The 18,000-nt window shown below is 58.1% G+C and carries 15 protein-coding genes; 10 read left to right on the forward strand and 5 right to left on the reverse strand.

The genetic code is table 11. The features are described 5' to 3' along the window. Nucleotides 1–122 precede the first annotated feature (122 nt). The 7 genes from aroL to ppnP all read left to right on the forward strand — a co-directional run bounded on the left by aroL (nt 123) and on the right by ppnP (nt 5,823). Nucleotides 123–647 (forward strand): shikimate kinase AroL, encoded by a 525-nt coding sequence (gene aroL, locus AC790_RS02200; protein ID WP_049850793.1) that lies wholly within the window; start codon nt 123–125, stop codon nt 645–647. 108 nt (nt 648–755) lie between these two features. Continuing rightward, nucleotides 756–947, forward strand: a complete 192-nt coding sequence (locus AC790_RS02205; protein ID WP_007887060.1) for a YaiA family protein — start codon at nt 756–758, stop codon at nt 945–947. A gap of 356 nt (nt 948–1,303) precedes the next feature. Beyond that, complete coding sequence (locus AC790_RS02210; protein ID WP_049850794.1) at nt 1,304–2,056, forward strand: IclR family transcriptional regulator; 753 nt, start codon at nt 1,304–1,306, stop codon at nt 2,054–2,056. 190 nt (nt 2,057–2,246) lie between these two features. Further along, nucleotides 2,247–3,806 (forward strand): OPT/YSL family transporter, encoded by a 1,560-nt coding sequence (locus AC790_RS02215; RefSeq protein ID WP_049850795.1) that lies wholly within the window; start codon nt 2,247–2,249, stop codon nt 3,804–3,806. Between the two features lie 15 nt (nt 3,807–3,821). Continuing rightward, the gene (locus AC790_RS02220; protein ID WP_007887054.1) at nt 3,822–4,754 is read left to right on the forward strand and encodes a DUF1177 domain-containing protein; all 933 of its coding nucleotides are present in this window, start codon (nt 3,822–3,824) and stop codon (nt 4,752–4,754) included. A 2-nt stretch (nt 4,755–4,756) separates the two neighbouring features. Beyond that, the gene (locus AC790_RS02225) at nt 4,757–5,434 is read left to right on the forward strand and encodes an AroM family protein (protein ID WP_036620377.1); all 678 of its coding nucleotides are present in this window, start codon (nt 4,757–4,759) and stop codon (nt 5,432–5,434) included. A 104-nt stretch (nt 5,435–5,538) separates the two neighbouring features. Continuing rightward, the gene (gene ppnP / locus AC790_RS02230; protein WP_007887052.1) at nt 5,539–5,823 is read left to right on the forward strand and encodes a pyrimidine/purine nucleoside phosphorylase; all 285 of its coding nucleotides are present in this window, start codon (nt 5,539–5,541) and stop codon (nt 5,821–5,823) included. Nucleotides 5,824–6,026: 203 nt separating this feature from the next. On the opposite strand, the gene rdgC is transcribed toward ppnP, so the two are convergent. Beyond that, on the reverse strand, nt 6,027–6,938 hold the full coding sequence (rdgC, locus tag AC790_RS02235) for a recombination-associated protein RdgC (RefSeq protein WP_049850796.1): 912 nt from the start codon (nt 6,936–6,938) through the stop codon (nt 6,027–6,029). Nucleotides 6,939–7,083: 145 nt separating this feature from the next. On the opposite strand from rdgC, the gene mak reads away from it, so the two are divergent. After that, nucleotides 7,084–7,995, forward strand: a complete 912-nt coding sequence (gene mak, locus AC790_RS02240) for a fructokinase (protein ID WP_007887050.1) — start codon at nt 7,084–7,086, stop codon at nt 7,993–7,995. Between the two features lie 179 nt (nt 7,996–8,174). Here mak and eat read toward each other — a convergent pair whose 3' ends face one another. After that, entirely contained in the window at nt 8,175–9,539 is a 1,365-nt protein-coding gene (eat, locus tag AC790_RS02245; RefSeq protein ID WP_049850797.1) for an ethanolamine permease, read from the reverse strand. A 259-nt stretch (nt 9,540–9,798) separates the two neighbouring features. Between eat and AC790_RS02250 the strand changes: the two genes are divergently transcribed. Together AC790_RS02250 and AC790_RS02260 are read left to right on the forward strand one after the other, a co-directional pair. Then, complete coding sequence (locus AC790_RS02250; protein ID WP_007887045.1) at nt 9,799–10,803, forward strand: phosphotransferase enzyme family protein; 1,005 nt, start codon at nt 9,799–9,801, stop codon at nt 10,801–10,803. Nucleotides 10,804–11,369: 566 nt separating this feature from the next. Further along, nucleotides 11,370–12,467, forward strand: coding sequence for an AraC family transcriptional regulator (locus AC790_RS02260; RefSeq protein WP_082204263.1), 1,098 nt, complete (start codon nt 11,370–11,372; stop codon nt 12,465–12,467). Here the strand turns inward: AC790_RS02260 and AC790_RS24075 are convergent. From AC790_RS24075 to sbcD, 3 genes are all read right to left on the reverse strand, one after another. Then, nucleotides 12,391–12,801 carry a cell envelope integrity TolA C-terminal domain-containing protein gene (locus AC790_RS24075; RefSeq protein ID WP_161804870.1) on the reverse strand — a complete coding sequence of 137 codons (411 nt, stop codon included), beginning with the start codon at nt 12,799–12,801 and terminating at the stop codon, nt 12,391–12,393. The genes AC790_RS02260 and AC790_RS24075 overlap by 77 nt on opposite strands. A 111-nt stretch (nt 12,802–12,912) precedes the next feature. Continuing rightward, entirely contained in the window at nt 12,913–16,593 is a 3,681-nt protein-coding gene (locus AC790_RS02270; protein ID WP_049850800.1) for an AAA family ATPase, read from the reverse strand. Then, a complete protein-coding gene (sbcD, locus tag AC790_RS02275; RefSeq protein ID WP_007887041.1) occupies nt 16,590–17,807 on the reverse strand; it encodes an exonuclease subunit SbcD in 1,218 nt (405 codons plus the stop codon). The genes AC790_RS02270 and sbcD overlap by 4 nt, the downstream gene beginning before the upstream one ends. Between the last annotated feature and the right edge of the window lie 193 nt (nt 17,808–18,000).

The following is an 18,000-nucleotide window of genomic DNA, read 5'->3' on the forward strand; positions in this document are numbered from 1 at the left end:
CTGAAATACGCGTAAATCGTGCCTCGCGGGTGGCTGATAAAATAAAATCCAGGTATTATGCGACGCATTATTGACCTGATGACGTTGCCCGTGCGGCACATTACGGCGGAGGATGAGCCTGGATGTCATTACCCATCTATCTGATCGGCGCACGCGGTTGCGGTAAAACCACGGTGGGCCAGGCGCTGTCGCAAGCGCTGGGCTATGCCTTCAACGATACCGATCACCATCTGCAACTCTCCACCCAGCGAAGCGTGGCCGAGATTGTGGCATCTGAAGGGTGGGAGAGCTTTCGCGCCCGTGAGACCGAATCGCTGCGTGCGGTTACCGCGCCAAATACGGTCATTGCCACCGGCGGCGGCATGGTGTTGGCCGAAGCCAACTGTCGCTTTATGCGTGAACATGGTCAGGTGATTTGGCTCAATGCGCCATCGGACGTCTTAGCGCAACGTCTCGAACACCAGCCGGAAGCGGCGCAGCGTCCGACGTTAACCGGCCGTCCGATTGCCGAAGAGATGGGCGATATCCTGCGCGAGCGCGCGCATCTGTATCGTCAAACCGCGCACCATGAAGTGAATGCGATGCAATCACCCGAGCGCGTGGTTGAGCAAATTTTGCAGTCGCTGTCACTGGCGCGCGCCAGCTAAACCGTCAGATTTTTCTCTCTTTTTTTGCAGCGATCCTCCGTTGTCTATACTTCACGGTAGGCAGAGGATCACGGCTGCCCGTGGACAACTGAGAGAAGAGGGAAAATTATGCCAACGAAACCACCCTATCCGCGTGAAGCGCGCATCGTCACTGTTGAAAAAGGCTCGTCAGATCAAACCGTGACCTGGTATGAATTACGTGCCGACCATCCCAAACCCGATACATTAATTAGTGAACATAAATCTCAGGCCGAAGCGCAGGATGCTAAAGAGCGCTACGAGGATGCCGAAAAAGATTAACGTTATCCGTCATATTTCAAGCTGTAGATACGTTGGCTTGATGTGTTCTCCCCAGTCACTGACTAAAGTAAGCGCCTGGGGATTTACACATTTGCCGCCTTCCTGCAGCTTGAACTATTCAGGATAAAGAAACTCAACCAAATATTGCGCATTACCCAATAAGCTCTATCCCTTCCTGCTAAATATCTTTCTCGCCTGATAACGTCATTCAATTCTGTTTTTCTGCCGTATTTTCTCCTGCCTTAAATTCCATAAGTATTGTCCGGCTAAAAATTTGCGCTTGACGCATAAAGCCACGCGTTTTACTTTCGGGGTCTTGATAAAGGAACTCAGTTCCACATAGTGAAACAGGCGCCATGACCACACTCGAAAATGCCTCTGCCGTACTGAAGCTGTTCCAGCGCTTTGGCGTGGCGCAGGGCCATCCGGGCTTAACGTTTACCGAGGTGGTGGATGCGTTGGGGTTGCCGAAAAGCACCGTATCGCGCCTGTTAGCGACGATGGAAAGTGAAGGCTTACTTGAGCGTGATGCCGAGAGCCGCTGCTTCCAGATTGGCCGCGTGCTGCTGTCGGTTGCTGGTCACTATCTCTCGACGCCGTTGGTTGATAGCGCCTCGGCGCCGATGGCGCGTCTGGCGGCCAGCAGCGGTTGCATGGGCTACATCTCGGTGCTGGACGGTGACGATGTGCTGGTGATGCGGATGTATCACGGTCGCTTCTTCACCCAGCTCGTTACGCCGCCGGGCACACGCGTTTCATTAACCGGCACTTCGACCGGACGCGTGCTGTTAGCGCAGTTAAGCGATGAAGAGGTTCGCGATCGTTTTGCCAGTAACTGGCAGGCGGCTTCGCTGAACTCACCGCTAACGCTGGATGATTTGTGCAAAGAGTTAGCCGTGATTCGACAGCAGGGCTGGGCAATGGCGCGCAATGAGACGCTGCCGGGCATCAGCTCACTGGCGGTCGCCGTGACCAATAAACATCGCGGTGAAAGTGCCGCGCTTTGTCTCTCGTTTTTATCGCAAGAAGCGGCGCCCGGTTACCCGGAAGCACTGCTCAGCGAACTACGTGCCACCGCCGCCCTAATGGCGGAAAAGTACGGCGCGTAACCCTGAATCAATCAGGGAAACCCTCTTAACGATTTTAAGGCGTAATACTTCGCGCCACACCAGGGAAATAGCAGGTCTTCGGACCTGCTTATTTCAATAATCAGGGAACGATTAAATAAATATGTGGATGTCCCGCGTGTCGGGCATTGCATTTTAAGGCGTTTCTACAGGGTGAAAATACGGGGATCTCATGCGTCAAAATAATCCAATAAAAAGTGTTGGCGTTGCCTTAATGCTGGTTTTGCTATCCGTTGCAGGCGCCATTATTGGGGTACAGCTTATTACCACCATTGGGGTGACACCCAATACCTCTATTATCGGCGCGCTGTTTGCCATGCTGCTGGCGCGCATTCCACTGCAATGGTTTCGTCGCTATCGTTCGATTGAAGTACAAAACCTCGCGCAAACCGCTATCTCTTCTGCCACCTTTGGCGCCGCCAACAGCCTGCTGATGCCGATTGCGGTGCCGTGGGCGCTGGGTGAACCGCAGCTGGTGCTGCCGCTGTTTGTTGGCGTCAGCGCGGCGATGCTGCTTGATGCTTATCTGCTCTATCGTCTGTTCGATACGCGCGTGTTCCCCGCCAGCAATGCGTGGCCGCCGGGCGTGGCGGCAGCGGAAGCGATTAAAGCCGGGGATAAAGGCGGTCGTCAGGCGTGGCTGCTGGTGGTGGGGATTGTCGGCGGAATTGTCGGTTCGATGCTGAAGATTCCGATGTCGGCGTTTGGTACCGCGTTTATCGGCAATATCTGGGCGCTGAGTATGCTGGGTATCGGTTTTCTGCTGCGTGCGTATGCGCAACCGGTTGCTGGTATTGATATCAACGCCCTTTATATTCCGCACGGCGTGATGGTCGGTGCCGGTTTAGTCGCGCTGATTCAGGTGGTGCAGGTGATTCGCAGTCGCCGTAATGACCAGATCAACGTCAGCCGCAGCGATAGCGAAGTGAAGCGCTCGCTCGGCTTTGGCACCGTGGGTTATATCGTGATCTCCACGCTGCTGGCGCTGGCAGGTGGCTTGTGGAGCCAGATGGGCCTGCCGATGCTGGTGTTGTTTATTGTTTACGCCGCCTTTGCTGCCTTTGTACATGAACTGATTGTCGGCATCGCCGCCATGCACTCCGGCTGGTTCCCGGCCTTTGCGGTGGCACTGATTACGCTGATTCTCGGCATTCTGCTCGGCTTCCCGCCGCTGGCGTTGTGCCTGCTGTGTGGTTTCACCGCCGCAACTGGCCCGGCATTTGCCGACATGGGCTATGACCTGAAAGCCGGCTTTATCCTGCGCGGTAACGGCGCAGATATGCAGCAGGAGCTGTGGGGCCGCCGCATCCAGCTGATCGCCGCCATGATCGCCTTTGTCATCTGTATTCCGGTGGTGTGGTATGCGCATACTATTTTCTTTGCCGAAAATCTGTTGCCGCCGGTGGCGCGTGTTTACGCGAAAACCATTCAGGCCGGGGCGGAGCCGGGTATCGCCGGTAACCTGCTGATGTGGGCAATTCCGGGCGCCATCATCCAGTTAATCGGCGGACCCAAACGTCAGCTCGGCGTGCTGCTGGCGACCGGTTTGCTCATCAATAACGCCGCTGCCGGTTGGGCGGTGATGATCGGTATCGCGCTGCGAATCATCATTTTGCGTGTGTGGGGCGAGCGTGGACGTTCACCGATGGAGGTGATGGCCGCTGGATTTATCGCCGGCGACGCGCTCTACAGTTTCTTCCATTCACTCTTTGCCAGTAGCACTAAGAAATAATCCAGGGAATTCATTATGAGTTTACAGCAGACACTGCAGGTCTTTGAGTTACTCGATAGCGCCTACATTGATGGTCAACAGGTGGTGGATTTGTTCGCTGCTTATCCGGGCGTTAGCGCCAGCACTACCCGCGTCAGTGGGCCAAAAGGGCGTACTGATTTCGTCCGCATCGATATTCCCGGCGCGCAGGGCAAGCGCAACGGCGGCAATGCGCCAACGCTGGGTATTATTGGTCGTCTTGGCGGCATCGGTGCGCGGCCAACGCGGATTGGTATGGTGTCTGACGCGGATGGTGCCGTGGCGGCAGTCAGCAGTGCGCTGAAGCTGGCGCAGATGCAAACCAAAGGCGATGTGCTGGCGGGCGACGTGATCATCACCACCCACATCTGCCCGGATGCGCCCACTCGTCCGCACGAACCGGTCGATTTCATGGATTCGCCGTGCGACGACATCACCATGAATGACAATGAGGTGATCGCTGGCGTTGATGCGATTCTGTCGATCGACACCACCAAAGGTAACCGCATCCTTAATCACAAAGGCTACGCGCTGTCGCCTACGGTGAAAGAGGGCTACATCCTGCGCGTGTCGGAAGATTTACTGCGCATCATGGAGATGACCAGCGGCAAACCGGCGGTCACGTTCCCGATTACCACGCAGGACATCACGCCCTACGGCAACGGGGTTTATCACCTCAATAGCATTCTGCAGCCCTCCACCGCCACCGATGTGCCGGTCGTGGGCGTGGCGATCTGCGCGGAATCGGTGGTGCCGGGCTGTGGTACCGGCGCCAGCCACGAAGTGGATATTGCCGCTGCGGTGAAGTTTGCGGTGGAAGTGGCGAAAGAGTTCGGACGCGAAACCTGCCAGTTCTATGACGCGCAAGAGTACGCTGTGCTGCTATCTTTGTATGGTAGTCTCAGCCACTTGCGTAACCGGAAAGCCTGATGATGAATACCTCCCTGGTCACACTTACCATTGGTCAATCACCGCGCAGCGACATCTTGCCGCTGCTGCAGGAACATCTGCCCGCCGATCAGATAGCACATGCCGGGCTACTCGACGGCCTGACGCTGGCCGAGGTCGAGCAGCAGTATGCGCCCGCGCCGGGCGATAAAGTGCTGGTCTCGCGCATGACCAGCGGCGAGCAGGTGCGTCTGTCGGGACCAAAAGTGGAGCAGGGACTGCAGCGTAAAATCACCGCGCTGGAACAGCAGGGCTACGACACCATTCTGCTGCTGTGCACCGGCGAGTTCGGCACGCTGAAAACGCAATCCGCTTTATTGCTGGAGCCAGATCGCATCATCCCGCCGCTGGTGCGCGCGATTGTGCAAGAGCATAAAGTCGGCATCGTGGTGCCGGTCGAAGAGCAGATTGCCGAGCAGGCCAACAAGTGGCGCAACCTGACGAGCCCACCGTGCTTTGCCGTGGCCAGCCCGTATCTGGCCGAGCAGGCCGATTTGGTGGAAGCCGGGTTGTCGTTGCAGGAGCAGGGCGCGGATGTGGTGGTGCTGGATTGCATTGGTTATCACCAGAAGCATCGGGATTTCCTGCAAAAAATGTTGGGCATTCCGGTACTGCTGTCGAACGTGCTGGTGGCTAAGCTGGCGGCAGAGTTGATCGTCTAAGGCGGATAGATCACAACTTACGATCGGTGGCGCTATTTCGCGTGACAGATCAGCGAGTTCCTTAGTAATCTGCCAGTCACGATAATGTGCTGTGAGGAAGTAATATGCTCAATACGAGTGAGTATTTCGACGGAAAAGTGAAATCCATTGGTTTCGACAGCGTGACCATTGGCCGTGCCAGCGTTGGCGTGATGGCGGAAGGTGAATATACCTTCGGTACCGCTCAGCCGGAAGAGATGACGGTAGTCAGCGGCGCACTGAAAGTGCTGCTGCCGGGCGAAACCGAGTGGAAATGGTACGAAGCCGGTTCCGTCTTCAGCGTTCCGGGCCAGAGCGAATTCCATCTGCAGGTAGCCGAGCCTTCTTCTTATCTGTGCCGCTACCTCTGATTTACCCGTCATACTTCGCGCTGCAGATGCGTTGGCTGCGTGTGCTCACCTCAGTCACTTACTTTAGTAAGCTCCTGGGGATTCTCACCCTTGCCGCCTTCCTGCAACGCGAATTATTTAGGGTAAAATTCTGTGCGCTAGATGGTTTTAAACCTGCGATTCTGTTTTGGATTGCAGGTTTTTTGCTTTAATTATGCACCGTTTTAACGCTTCGCTTCGCCGCCTAACGCTTCTACCAGGTTAGCGATCAGCGCGGCCAGTTCGCTGCTCATCAGAATGAAATCAGCATCGAAACGTTGAGCGAAATCGTCGCGATCGATGTCATCATTCTGCTCACGCAGCGTGTCGCTAAACTTCAGGCGTTTCACCGAAGCATCGTCGGCAATGACAAACTGAATGCGCTCCTGCCAGTCGAGCGCCAGCTTGGTGACCACTTTACCGGCTTCAATATGCGTGGCGATTTCATCGGAGATCAGATCCTGTTTCTTGCAGCGGATCACGCCGCCATCTTCCAGCATCGCTTTCAGCTCGGCTTCATCCATCAAGGCAAAACCGGCCGGCAATTCACCGGAACGCACCCATTCGGTCAGCGTCAGCTCGATCGGATTCTCCAGCGTCAGCGGTACCACCGGCAATGAACCGAGGCTTTTACGCAGCAGCGCCAGCGTATCTTCGGCTTTTTTGGCGCTGGCGCAGTCAACGATGATCAGATTGTTGACGGTGTCGATCCACATAAAGGTCTGGCTGAAGCGGCTAAATGCGCGCGGCAGCAGGCTATGCAGCACTTCATCTTTCAGCGAGTCTTTCTCAGTCTTCTTCAGCTTGCGGCTCTGTTCCGCCTCCAGCTTGTCGATTTTGGCTTCCAGCGCCTGTTTCACCACCGGCGATGGCAGGATCTTTTGTTCGGTACGCGCACAGATTACGATCTGACCGTTAATCTCATGCGTCAGCGCTTCGCTGCGGTTGCCCATCGGTGATACCCAACCGGTTTTCGCCATATCCTGGCTGCCGCACGGTGAAAAGGTGAAGGCATCGAGCTGCTTTTCCAAATCGTCTGCGGACAGCGGGATGTCACGATTCAGACGATAAACCATCATATTTTTAAACCACAACATCGGGATTCCTTACCGTGGGTGCGATCGGGCGCACAAGTCTCAAAGTCAGCGCGCATGATAGCGAAACATCGGATTCGTTTCATTGCCTTTCCCGATTCAGCCTTCTACTGTATTTGTCACCAGAACGAATAATGAGGAATAAATCGTGCGTATTGGGATTGATTTAGGCGGCACTAAAATTGAAGTGATTGCCTTGTCCGATCAGGGACAAGAGTTGTTCCGTCACCGCGTCAATACGCCGCGTGATGACTACGCTGCCACGGTTCAGGCGATTGTCGATTTGGTGTTGCTGGCGGAGGAGAAGACCGGACAGCAGGGCACGGTGGGCATTGGCATTCCCGGCACCCTTTCGCCTTATACGCAGCGGGTGAAAAATGCTAACTCTACCTGGCTGAACGGACAGCCGCTGGATAAGGATTTGGCGCAGGCGCTGAATCGTGACGTGCGCATCGCCAATGACGCGAATTGTCTGGCGGTTTCCGAAGCGGTGGATGGTGCAGGCGCGGGCCAGCCGCTGGTGTTTGCAGTGATCATCGGCACCGGTTCAGGCGCGGGCGTGGCGATTGGCGGCGAGTCACGCATCGGCGGTAACGGTAACGCCGGCGAATGGGGCCATAATCCGCTGCCGTGGATGGACGAAGATGAATTGCGTCACCGCGCGGAAGTGCCATGTTATTGCGGGTTGCAGGGCTGTATCGAGACATTTGTTTCGGGCACCGGTTTTGCCATCGATTATCAGCGTTTGAGCGGTAAGGCATTGAAAGGCGCCGAAATCATCAAGCTGATTGAGCAGCAGGACCCCGTGGCGGAACTGGCGATGAATCGCTACGAAATGCGTCTGGCGAAATCGCTGGCGCAGGTGGTGAATTTGCTTGATCCGGATGTGATTGTGCTGGGCGGCGGGATGAGCAATAACGATCGGCTGTATCAAACCGTGCCGGCGCTGATGAAACAGTGGGTGTTTGGCCGTGAGTGTGAAACGCCGGTGTTGAAGGCGGTGCACGGTGATTCAAGCGGTGTGCGCGGGGCCGCATGGCTGTGGCCGGTGAAGGGTTAGGATTCGGTGTGTGCTGGCTGTCCCCCTCTTCGTACCGTGCTGGTTGCCCCCCACCTCGGTCCTCCCCCATAAATGGGGGAGGAAGATGCTGCTATATGTGAGTTATGAAGCTGCATATGGCAGCGTCTCCTTCCCCCGCTTGCGGGGGAAGGCCGGGATGGGGGACAGCCAGCACACACTCACTCACCTACTAACATCGAATCCCGCGGCGCGTTGTCGCGCTGTGATTTAGTTGCCAGGAAGTAGACATACCCCACCGCCATAATCGCCACAAACAATCCGCCAATTACCGGGTTAAACCACAGCATTGCCACCAGACACACCAGCGACAGCACCAGCGCAATACCCGGCACAATCGGATAGCCCGGCGCGCGGAAGCTGCGTTCCATCTCCGGAGCGGTGCGGCGCAGTTTAAACAGGCTCAGCATGCTCATCAGATACATCACAATCGCGCCGAACACCGCCATGGTGATCATCGCGGCGGTCAAGGTCATGCCCTGCAAATTGATGAAGCCATCGCTGTAAATCGCGGCGATACCAATTAAACCACCGGCGATAATCGCGCGGTGCGGCGTCTGGAAGCGTGACAGTTTCGCCAGACTTTGTGGCAGATAACCGGCGCGGGCGAGGGCGAAGAACTGGCGTGAATAGCCAAGAATAATGCCGTGGAAGCTGGCAATCAGACCAAACAAACCGATCCACACCAGCATGTGCATCCAGTTGGAGTTCTCACCAACAATCATCTTCATCGCCTGCGGCAGCGGATCGTTGATATCCGACAGCTTGCGCCAGTCGCCTGCACCACCGGCCAGCAGCATCACGCCAATCGCCAGCACCACCAGCGTGATAATGCCGGTGATATAGGCCTTGGGAATGGTGCGCTTCGGATCTTTGGCTTCTTCGGCCGCCATCGCAGCGCCTTCAATCGCCAGGAAGAACCAGATGGCGAACGGAATGGCGGCAAAAATGCCCGACATCGCTGGCATACCGAAGCTATCGCTACCCGCCCAGCCATTAGCGGCAAAGTTGGCAAGGCTGAAGCCCGGCGACACCACGCCCATAAACACCAGCAGCTCGAGCACCGCCAGCACGGTGACCACCAGTTCAAACATCGCTGCCAGCTTTACGCCAAGAATGTTCAAGGTCATAAAGACGATATAAGCACCTACCGCCGCCGTTTTCGGATTGAGGTCGGGATATTGCACGTTAAGGTAAGCGCCAATCGCCATGGCGATGGCGGGCGGCGCGAACACGAACTCAATCAGCGTCGCCAGGCCGGCAATCAACCCACCAGTTTCGCCGAACGCGCGGCGGCTATAAGCAAACGGGCCGCCCGCATGCGGAATCGCCGTGGTCAGTTCGGTAAAGCTGAAAATGAAGCAGGTATACAGGGTGGCGATCATCGCGGTGGTAATCAGAAATCCCAGCGTGCCCGCCACGCCCCAGCCGTAACTCCAACCGAAATACTCACCGGAAATCACCAGTCCAACCGCGATGCCCCACAAATGCAGGGTGCCCAGCGTGGGTTTGAGCTTATTCGTCATCATCTTCTCCCCGTCGTCGTTGTTGGTGCGGCAGCTTCACCGCGCTTTTTTATCTTTGCGCTACAGTGAAGTGATAATGCCGCTGCCGTACGCGGGAAAACTTGACGCGGGCGCAGTGAGTTTTGTCCTCCACGGTCAACTCGCCAGCAAGAAAAGTGCCAGATGCACGCTGCGGTCAACTTTGACTGGTCTGCGGTCAAGCAGTCAGGACGACGTCATCCCATGCTGATAACACCTGCTTGATGCTGGAGACTGATGAATGAGTGCCGAACAATCCGATAGCTTAACCGATGCTGAAATCACCCGGCTGGCGCATCAGGCGCTGGCCGCTTATCCCGCCGCGCTGCGTGGCGACCTGAAGCTGCTGTGCCGCTCGGAAAATGCCACTTTTCTGTTGCAGGCGGCGGGCAAGCGTTATGCGCTGCGTTTGCATCGCCCCAACTATCACAGCAAAGCAGACATTCAAAGCGAACTGCTGTGGCTGGATGCGCTGCGCGATATCGGCATCATGGTGCCGCAGGCGATTGCGGCCAGCGATGGCGAAACCGTGTTGACGTTAGCGATGGCCAACGGCGCCGAGCGCTACGCGGTGCTGTTCCACTGGATCGAGGGCGAGATGCCAACCACGGATGTCGATCCCAAAGCCTTTCAGCAGCTCGGTCACATCACTGCGCGCCTGCACCAGCACAGCCGTAGCTGGCAGAAACCGGCCGGTTTCCAGCGCATTATCTGGGATCATCACACCATGGTCAGCGATCGCAGCCATTGGGGGCGCTGGCAGGACGCGCCGAATCTCAATCCGGCCGATCATGGCATCGTCGCTGCCGCGGTGGCGCGCGTGGGACAGGAGCTGCAAGGCTTTGGCAAAGGCGCGGATCGTTATGGTTTGATCCACGCCGATCTGCGTCTGACCAATCTGCTGCTGCACAAAGGCGAAACGCGGGTGATCGATTTCGATGACTGCGGGCTCGGCTGGTATCTGCACGATCTGGCGGCAGCGATCAGTTTCGTGGAGCATCATCCGCGCGCCGCCGAATGGGTGGATAACTGGATCCTCGGTTACGAAAAAGTGGCGCACATCAGCGATGAAGAGATGGCGCTGGTGCCGACGCTGTTGATCCAGCGCCGCATTCAGATGACGGCGTGGATGGGATCGCACGCGGAAACGGAGATGGCGCTCAGTCTGGGGCCGCAGTGGGCCGATCATTCCGTGCGTCTCTGTCGTCGTTATCTGGAAACCAATCAGCTGCCGGTCGGCGTCTGATGCACCAGCAGTGAGCAGCGCTGCGTCGTTGCGGCGCACGGAAGGCCGCCATTTATGGCGTAATGCTCGTCAGTTAAGCAGCGCACTGGCTCAGTTGGGGTTCCCTGGTCGCCATGAATGGCGACCCTACAGGCGTTATAGCGATGACGAGTCAGTAAGACGCATTGATGCTGCAGCGTGGGGTTGAGGCGACATCCCTGCCCGCTGAGCGAGTGAGGGATTCCAGGGCGAGCCGCAGGGATGCGGCGAGAGGCGGCGCTGAGCAGGAGCGAATCGCCGCCGGTCCGTCAGGAATCCTGAGGGAGCGAAGGCACCGCGAAGCGGCGGGATGGGCTGGCGCAGGGCCCGGGAGTGAAGAGGGCGTGGCCAGACGCCCTCTTCTCGGTCGCCGCACGGCGTAGATGAAACTGCCTCAGCCGATAGCGAACGAAAGTCGCTCAGCGCTTAACTGATCGGCATTACGCCATTTATGGCGGCCTCACATCAGAATCCACCGATTACCCGCCTGGTACGAAAATTGCTGGAAACCTCTGCCTGTTTCACTCGCGCCATCCTGAGAGGTTCCGATGCCATCACTGATAACCCCCACCGAAGCCTTTAGCGCCTTGTCCATCAACGCCAGTAACCGTGGCGTGCTGGCGGCGGCCGCTACCGGCCTGAGCGCGTTTATTACTGACAAGGGCGGCGATGTCGATCGCATCTTCGGCATCAGCGGAATCAACTCGGAGCTGCTGGCGAGCCCAACCTTAAGTCTGGGCTTGGTGAATTATTGCCGCGTGATGGAAGAGGCGGCGCGCCACGCCGATTTTGATAACTTCGGTTTGCACTACGGCAAGCAGTTCAAACCGCAGTCATTAGGCTTGATTGGCTACATTGGCCTGTGTTCGCCGACGCTGGAGCAGGCGCTGCACAACGTGGTGAATGCCTTTCCGTGGCACCAGCACGATACGCTGACGCGGCTGGTGGATAAAGGGGATTGCTGGCGGCTCGATTATCAGGTGCGCCACGGTGCGATCCTGTCGCGTCGCCAGGATGCGGAGCTGACGCTCGGCATGTTCCTCAATTTAATCCGCCACGTTGCCGGCAAGAATTGGGCGCCGCGCGAAGTGCATTTTGAGCATCCGCGCCCTGAGCAGTGGCACGAGCACTGCAAAGTGTTTGATGCGCCGGTCTGGTTCGATCAACCGTTTAACTCGTTACTGATCCCGAAACGCGATCTGCTGCGCAGCATGCCGGAGCACGATCCGATGCTGCTGATGGTGATGCAGGATGCCATTCGCCGCCTCAACAGCGCCGCCAGCCTGCAAAGCGTGGTGGAACAGGCACGATCACAGGTCAATCTGTCGCTGATGCAGGGCGAACCGGTGCTGGAAGAGATTGCCGAAAAAATGGGGTTGTCGAGCTGGTCACTGCAGCGGCGACTGCGCGAAGAGGGCATTAGCTTCACGGCGCTGGTGGACAAGGTGCGTTGCGAAATGGCTACGCATTATCTGCAACAGAAACAGCTACCGATCTCGGAAATGGCGCTGCTGCTCGGTTATTCCGAGGTCAGCGCCTTCTCACGTGCGTTCCGCCGCTGGTTTGGCATCAGCCCGCGCCAGTGGCGCCAGCATGGACTGGCGAACCCGGTGCAAAACCAAACCATGCGGGTTGGCCAGGATTAGGCGGCTGAGGTAAATCTTTGGTTTGCCCAATCAATTGCCAGGCGCGCAGGCACAAGCTTTCATCGCCTTGCGTCTGCGTGACCGCGTAGCGCCCGCTGGGCTGCCATTCCAGTCGTACCAGACATTGCTGACCGGCATAACGCTTAGCATCGCGGAAATGCTGGTTAAGCTGGTGCTGCATGCCATCGGCCCATTTGCAGGATGCGCTGCCCGGCGCACTCTGCGGCTGGCACAGATTGGCGATGCTATCCTGCTGTTTTGGCTGAGCCTGCTGGCAGGCGCTGAGCGCTAAAATAATCACTGCGCCGCTCAGCAACGCGATAATTCTGTTCATCAAATTGCCTAAAGGATTCTCGATTATTAGCCACAGTCTACAGGCCGCATTCAGCATTGCTATGGCATTACTCCGACTGTTGGCAGAACCAGAATTTGCCGCCGCCGCAAGCTACTCTTCGCCGGGCAACTCCAGCTTGCTGTAACCCAATCCGTTCATCTTCCGCACCCGAATCTGCACCGGAATGCGCTCCTTCATTGCTTCCACGTGGCTGATTACGCCGATGGTTTTGCCGCTGGCGTTCAACGCATCCAGGGCATCCAGCGCGGTATCCAGCGTCTCCGCATCCAGCGTGCCGAAACCTTCGTCAAGGAACAGCGATTCGATACGCGTTTTATGGCTCACCAAATCGGACAGGGCTAACGCCAGCGCCAGGCTGACAAGGAAACTCTCACCGCCCGACAGCGTGCGGGTATCGCGCGTGGCGTCTGCCTGCCAGGTATCAACCACTTCCAGCTCCAGCTCTTCGCTGACGCGACGCTGCAGCAGGTAGCGGCCGTGCAAACGATCGAGCTGGCGATTCGCCAGCCAAACCAGATGATCGAGCGTCAGTCCCTGGGCGAAGCGGCGGAATTTATCCCCTTTGGCGGAACCCACCAGATCGTTCAGACGGCCCAGCTGGGCCAGCTCCACTTCATCAGCGGCGATTTGCGTCAGCAACGACTGCTGCTGCAGACGCAGCGCGGCATCGCTGTGCAGCTGCTGCTGCGCTTCGCCCTGCTGGCGCGCGTTGTCGCGTAGCGTCATGCGCAGCTGCTCCAGCTGTTGCTGGATGTTGGCGGCGCTGTCATCGCTGAGCTCCGCCGGACGCAGCTGCTGATGTGCAGCCTGTCGCTGGCTGAGCTGCTCGTGTAGCGTGAGCTGCTGCTGACGCTGCTGCTCAAGCGTTTGCAGCCGCTGGCGCAGCTGCTGCACCTCGCTTTCCTCCAGCAGTGCGGCACGCAGCGCGGCTTCATCAGCAAAATCACTCTGCTGCAGTGCGGCAAGCAGGGCGGCTTCCGCCGCGGCCAGGCGATCGTGCAACGTCTGCTGCTGCGCGGTGATTTGCTCACACTGACCATTCAGGCTGTGCAGCGCGCTTTGCGCCTGTTGCCACTGTTGCAACTGCTGCGCCAGCGCCTGTTCACACTGTTGCAGGGCGGCGTGCTGCTGTTGACGCGCTGTCGCCACTGACTGCTCGCCAAACAGCTGTTGACGCTGCTGCTGCTGTTGCTGGAGCTGTTGCTGCAGGGCGCTGAGCGAGTGCTGCAGTTCATCGAGACGCTGCTGCTCGCGTAGCTGGTTCTGTTGCAGGCTGTTGCGCTCACTCTCGGCTTTGGCCAGCTGCGGCTGCAATTCTGCGAGTAACCGCTCACTTTCCTGCCATTTGCTCCAGCGCTGCTGCAAGACGCTAAGCCAGTTTTCGCGCGCCGCCGGTTCCGGCAGATGAAGCTGGTGCTGCGCTAACTGCTGCTCCAGCTGCTGCGCCAGTTGCTGCCTGGCGCTGCGTTCGCTGGCTTCGCGCTGGCTAAGTTCGTCCAGTGTTTGCTGCGTGCTGGCGATCTGCTGCTGCGCCAGCTGCTGCTGGTTTTGCTGCTGCTGCCACAACTGCTGCTGGTGCAGATGGGCATCCTTCGCCTGCTGCACGGCGCGCGCGGCGTTTTCCCGTGCCTGAAGCTGCTGCTGCTGGTTGCTTTCCTGCGCATCCTGCTGCTGCAGCCACTGCGCGAATGCGTCCTGCTGCTCCAGCGCGCAGGACAGGGCAAGCGGGTCGCATAGCGTTTGCCACTGCGTTTGCGCCGTCGCCAGCTGCTGGTCGAATTCGTCAATCTCCTGCTGCAAGACCTGCTGCTGTTGCAGCGACAGCTTCTGCTGCTCGCCTTTGGCGGTGCCGGACTCTTTTAACTGCGCCACACGGGTTTCTAGCGCGGCCAGTCGCTGCTGGTTTGCGCCGGGTTCAAGCTGCTGATATTGCGCAATGGCGGGATGCTGGCACGAGCCGCACAGCGGACAGGGCTGATCCGGCTGTAACTTCGCGCGTTCGTCAGCCAGCTGCGCGATGGTGCGCTCCAGCTCGCAAATTTTGCGCACATCCAGCAGCGCTTGATATTCGCGTTTGTACTCTTCGCGCAGCGCCTGCAACGCCTGTTCAGCGTCCTGATGCTGTTGCTGCAGCTGTGTTAATTTCTGCTGACGCTGCAACCGCTGCGGCTGCAGCGAGCGCCACTGCGCGGCTAATAGGCTGAGCTGCTGACGCGCGGCGCGCTGCGTTTGATGCTGAGCCAGCGCGCTACGCAGCTGAGTCGTGCTGACTTCGGCCTCGAGCGAAGTTAGTACTTGCTCCGCTTGCAGGCGCTGCTGAGCGGCGTGAGCTTCGGCCTGCTGCAGCGGCTGCGCCGCCTGTTCACGCTCAGCCTGCGCCTGTTGATGCTGCGCAAGCTGGTTGCGCTGCTGCTGCTGCTGCGCATTCAGCTGCGTCAGCGTCTGTTCGCGCTCATCGAGCCGCGCGATCTCCGCCTGCCAGCGCGTCAGTTCTGCGCCCCAATCGGCGACAGCGGCTTCGCGGGTACGGAATTCCTGCTGCTGGGTTAGCTGCTGCTGTAAACGTTCACTTACCTGCTGTTGCTGACTCAGAGCAGCTTGGCTGTTTTGCAGCGTCTGCTGCTGCTGAACGTGTAGCCGTTGTTGCTCGCTGAGCTGCTGGGCGTTATTGGCGATGCTGTGATCCAGCGGAATGACCTGTTCGGTCAGCAGCGTTTCCAACTGCTGCTGTTGCTGGATAGCCTGCTCACGCGCCTGCTGTGCCGCTTGATAGTGGCTTTCGCCCTGCTGCAGAGCGGTTTTCGCCTGCTGCTGTTGGCTGTGAAGCTGCTGTGACTGCTGCTCCAGCGCCAGCCGATCGCGTTGCAACTGTTCGCGCTGCTGCAACTTATCGCGCAGTTTTTCTGCCGGTTCGGCACGCGCCAGCCGTTGACGATCGCCATCGGCTTGCTGCCAGGCCTGTTGTGCAGCGAGCAGCGTCTGTTCTGCCTGCTGCTGTTCCTGGGTGAGCTGCTGCGCTTGCGTCAGCCAGTGCTGTTGCTGCTGCGCCTGCGTCAGCTGTTGGTTGAGGATTTGCTCCTGCGTGCCGAGTTCTGCCAGCTGTTGTGTCAGCTCTGCGCGCCGCGCCTCGTCCAGCAGCGACATGCCGCCTGCGCGCGCGCGCAGGGTATCCAGCTCGCTGCGGGCGCTGCGCCAGCGTTCGTAGATCTGAATCGAAATTTGCCCGTAGATCTCGGTGCCGGTCAGCTCTTCCAGCAGCTCGGCGCGTTCGCCGGGTTTGGCATTAAGAAAGGCGGCAAACTGGCCCTGCGACAGCATCATGGAGCGGGTAAAGCGCGCGAAATCGAGTCCGGACAGGGTTTCGATCGCTTTTAGCTTGTCACCGACTTTATCCGCGACGATCTGATTATCGGCGACGCGCGCCAGCTCGACGCGCGGTGCCTGTAGCTTGCCGTCGGCCTGACCGCGGGCGCGGTTCTGGCTCCAGAAGGCGCGCCAGGCTTCACCTTTGATTTCAAACTCAACTTCTGCCAGACATTCGGCGGTGTCGCGGGTGATCAGCTCATTTTGCGTTTGCGACAGCGTGCCAAGGCGCGGCGTCTGGTGATAGAGCGCCAGACAAATGGCATCGAGCAGGGTGGTTTTACCCGCGCCGGTGGCGCCGGTAATGGCAAACAATCCGTTACTGGCAAAGGGCTCGCGGCGGAAGTCGATAAACCATTCGCCGCGCAGTGCATTGAGGTTTTTAAAACGGAGCGTCAAAATTTTCATGCTAACGGATTCTCCAGCGCGGCCAACTGGCTTCGGAACAGCAGCGTCAACTGCTCGGCCTGGTCGGCGTCCAGCTGATCATCCTGCGCCAGCCGGCGGGCAAACACCTCTTCCACTTTTAGTTCACTCAGGGTTTCGTTATCCAGTCGCTCCAGGCTGCGCTGTCGCTGTTCACGGCTGCGGCGCACCAGCAGCACTTCAACCGGCAAATTTTCCGTTAAGGCTTCGATGCGGCGCTGCAGGTCGCTGAGATACTCCTGGGTGGTGATTTCGATGTCCAGCCAGGTTGGCTGCTCGCCTGCACTTGCGCTGAACTGAGCCAGCTGATGTTCGATCTCCGCCATGGAGCCTTTGAGCATCTGCATCGGCTGGAAGTGGGGAATGGGCAACGGCGTGACGGCATCGAGCGTCGCGCTGAACTCCAGCAGGAACACGCTTTTCTCGCGGCCGAGTTCATCAAAGCTGAGCGGAATCGGCGAGCCGCTGTAGCGAATATGGTCGCTATCGGCGATGCGCTGAGGACGATGAATATGGCCCAGCGCGATGTAATCGGCGGGCGGGAACGCCTGCGCCGGGAAGGCATCCAGCGTGCCGATATAGATGTCGCGTACGGAATCGCTTTTCGTAACGCCAACGGTGGTGAGATGGCCGGTGGCAATAATCGGTAGCGTGCTTTCCAACGCATCGCGCTGCGCCTGCGCGGCGGCGAAGCACTGCTGATAGTGCTGCGCGATGGCTTCCAGCAGGGAAATCTGCTTCTCGCGCCCGGATTGGCCGGCCTGGCTGCGCAAAATATCGCGCGGACGCAGATAAGGAATGGCGCACAGCAGCGCCCCCGGCGCGCCATCGCGCTGCTTCAGGGTTAATACCTGCTGCTCGCCGTGGGGCGTCGCGCTGGTAATCACCTGGGTATTCAGGCAGGCCAGCAGCTCGCGCGATTCATTCAGCGTGGCGACCGAATCGTGATTACCGGCCAGCACCACCAGTTGACAGCCGCTGGGCTGCAGCGCCACCACAAAACGGTTAAACATTTCGCGCGCGTAGCTCGGCGGCGATCCGGTATCAAACAGATCGCCGGCGATGATCAGCGCATCCACCTGATGCTGCACAATCTGATCCAGCAGCCAGTCGAGAAACGCCTGATGTTCTCTGGCCCGACTTTTGCTGTAAAAGAACTGGCCGAGATGCCAGTCAGCGGTGTGAATGATGCGCATGTTTGCTCCGTGCTGAGTTTAGCGAAGGCGAATTATAACCACTTAAGATCACAAAGAAAAAAAGCAGATTTTTATTGTGACATTTCCGTTTTTTATCTATCTATCTTAAGGCGGTGTTTTCATAAAAGTGTCATAAAACTGACGCATAATGGCGCCGCAAATCCCAGTGACACGGTGTCACACTAGCAGGAGT

It is taken from the genome of Pantoea sp. RIT-PI-b (genome assembly GCF_001187905.1).
GTDB classification, from domain to species: Bacteria; Pseudomonadota; Gammaproteobacteria; order Enterobacterales; family Enterobacteriaceae; genus Pantoea; species Pantoea nemavictus.

Excerpts from the sequence above, each read along its gene's own strand:
- rdgC (WP_049850796.1), bottom strand. The coding sequence starts at position 6,938 with ATGTTGTGGTTTAAAAATATGATGGTTTATCGTCTGAATCGTGACATC.
- ppnP (WP_007887052.1), top strand. The coding sequence starts at position 5,539 with ATGCTCAATACGAGTGAGTATTTCGACGGAAAAGTGAAATCCATTGGT.
- eat (WP_049850797.1), bottom strand. The coding sequence starts at position 9,539 with ATGACGAATAAGCTCAAACCCACGCTGGGCACCCTGCATTTGTGGGGC.
- AC790_RS02220 (WP_007887054.1), top strand. The coding sequence starts at position 3,822 with ATGAGTTTACAGCAGACACTGCAGGTCTTTGAGTTACTCGATAGCGCC.
- sbcD (WP_007887041.1), bottom strand. The coding sequence starts at position 17,807 with ATGCGCATCATTCACACCGCTGACTGGCATCTCGGCCAGTTCTTTTAC.
- AC790_RS24075 (WP_161804870.1), bottom strand. The coding sequence starts at position 12,801 with ATGAACAGAATTATCGCGTTGCTGAGCGGCGCAGTGATTATTTTAGCG.
- AC790_RS02270 (WP_049850800.1), bottom strand. The coding sequence starts at position 16,593 with ATGAAAATTTTGACGCTCCGTTTTAAAAACCTCAATGCACTGCGCGGC.
- AC790_RS02205 (WP_007887060.1), top strand. The coding sequence starts at position 756 with ATGCCAACGAAACCACCCTATCCGCGTGAAGCGCGCATCGTCACTGTT.
- AC790_RS02225 (WP_036620377.1), top strand. The coding sequence starts at position 4,757 with ATGAATACCTCCCTGGTCACACTTACCATTGGTCAATCACCGCGCAGC.
- aroL (WP_049850793.1), top strand. The coding sequence starts at position 123 with ATGTCATTACCCATCTATCTGATCGGCGCACGCGGTTGCGGTAAAACC.
- AC790_RS02210 (WP_049850794.1), top strand. The coding sequence starts at position 1,304 with ATGACCACACTCGAAAATGCCTCTGCCGTACTGAAGCTGTTCCAGCGC.
- AC790_RS02260 (WP_082204263.1), top strand. The coding sequence starts at position 11,370 with ATGCCATCACTGATAACCCCCACCGAAGCCTTTAGCGCCTTGTCCATC.
- AC790_RS02250 (WP_007887045.1), top strand. The coding sequence starts at position 9,799 with ATGAGTGCCGAACAATCCGATAGCTTAACCGATGCTGAAATCACCCGG.
- AC790_RS02215 (WP_049850795.1), top strand. The coding sequence starts at position 2,247 with ATGCGTCAAAATAATCCAATAAAAAGTGTTGGCGTTGCCTTAATGCTG.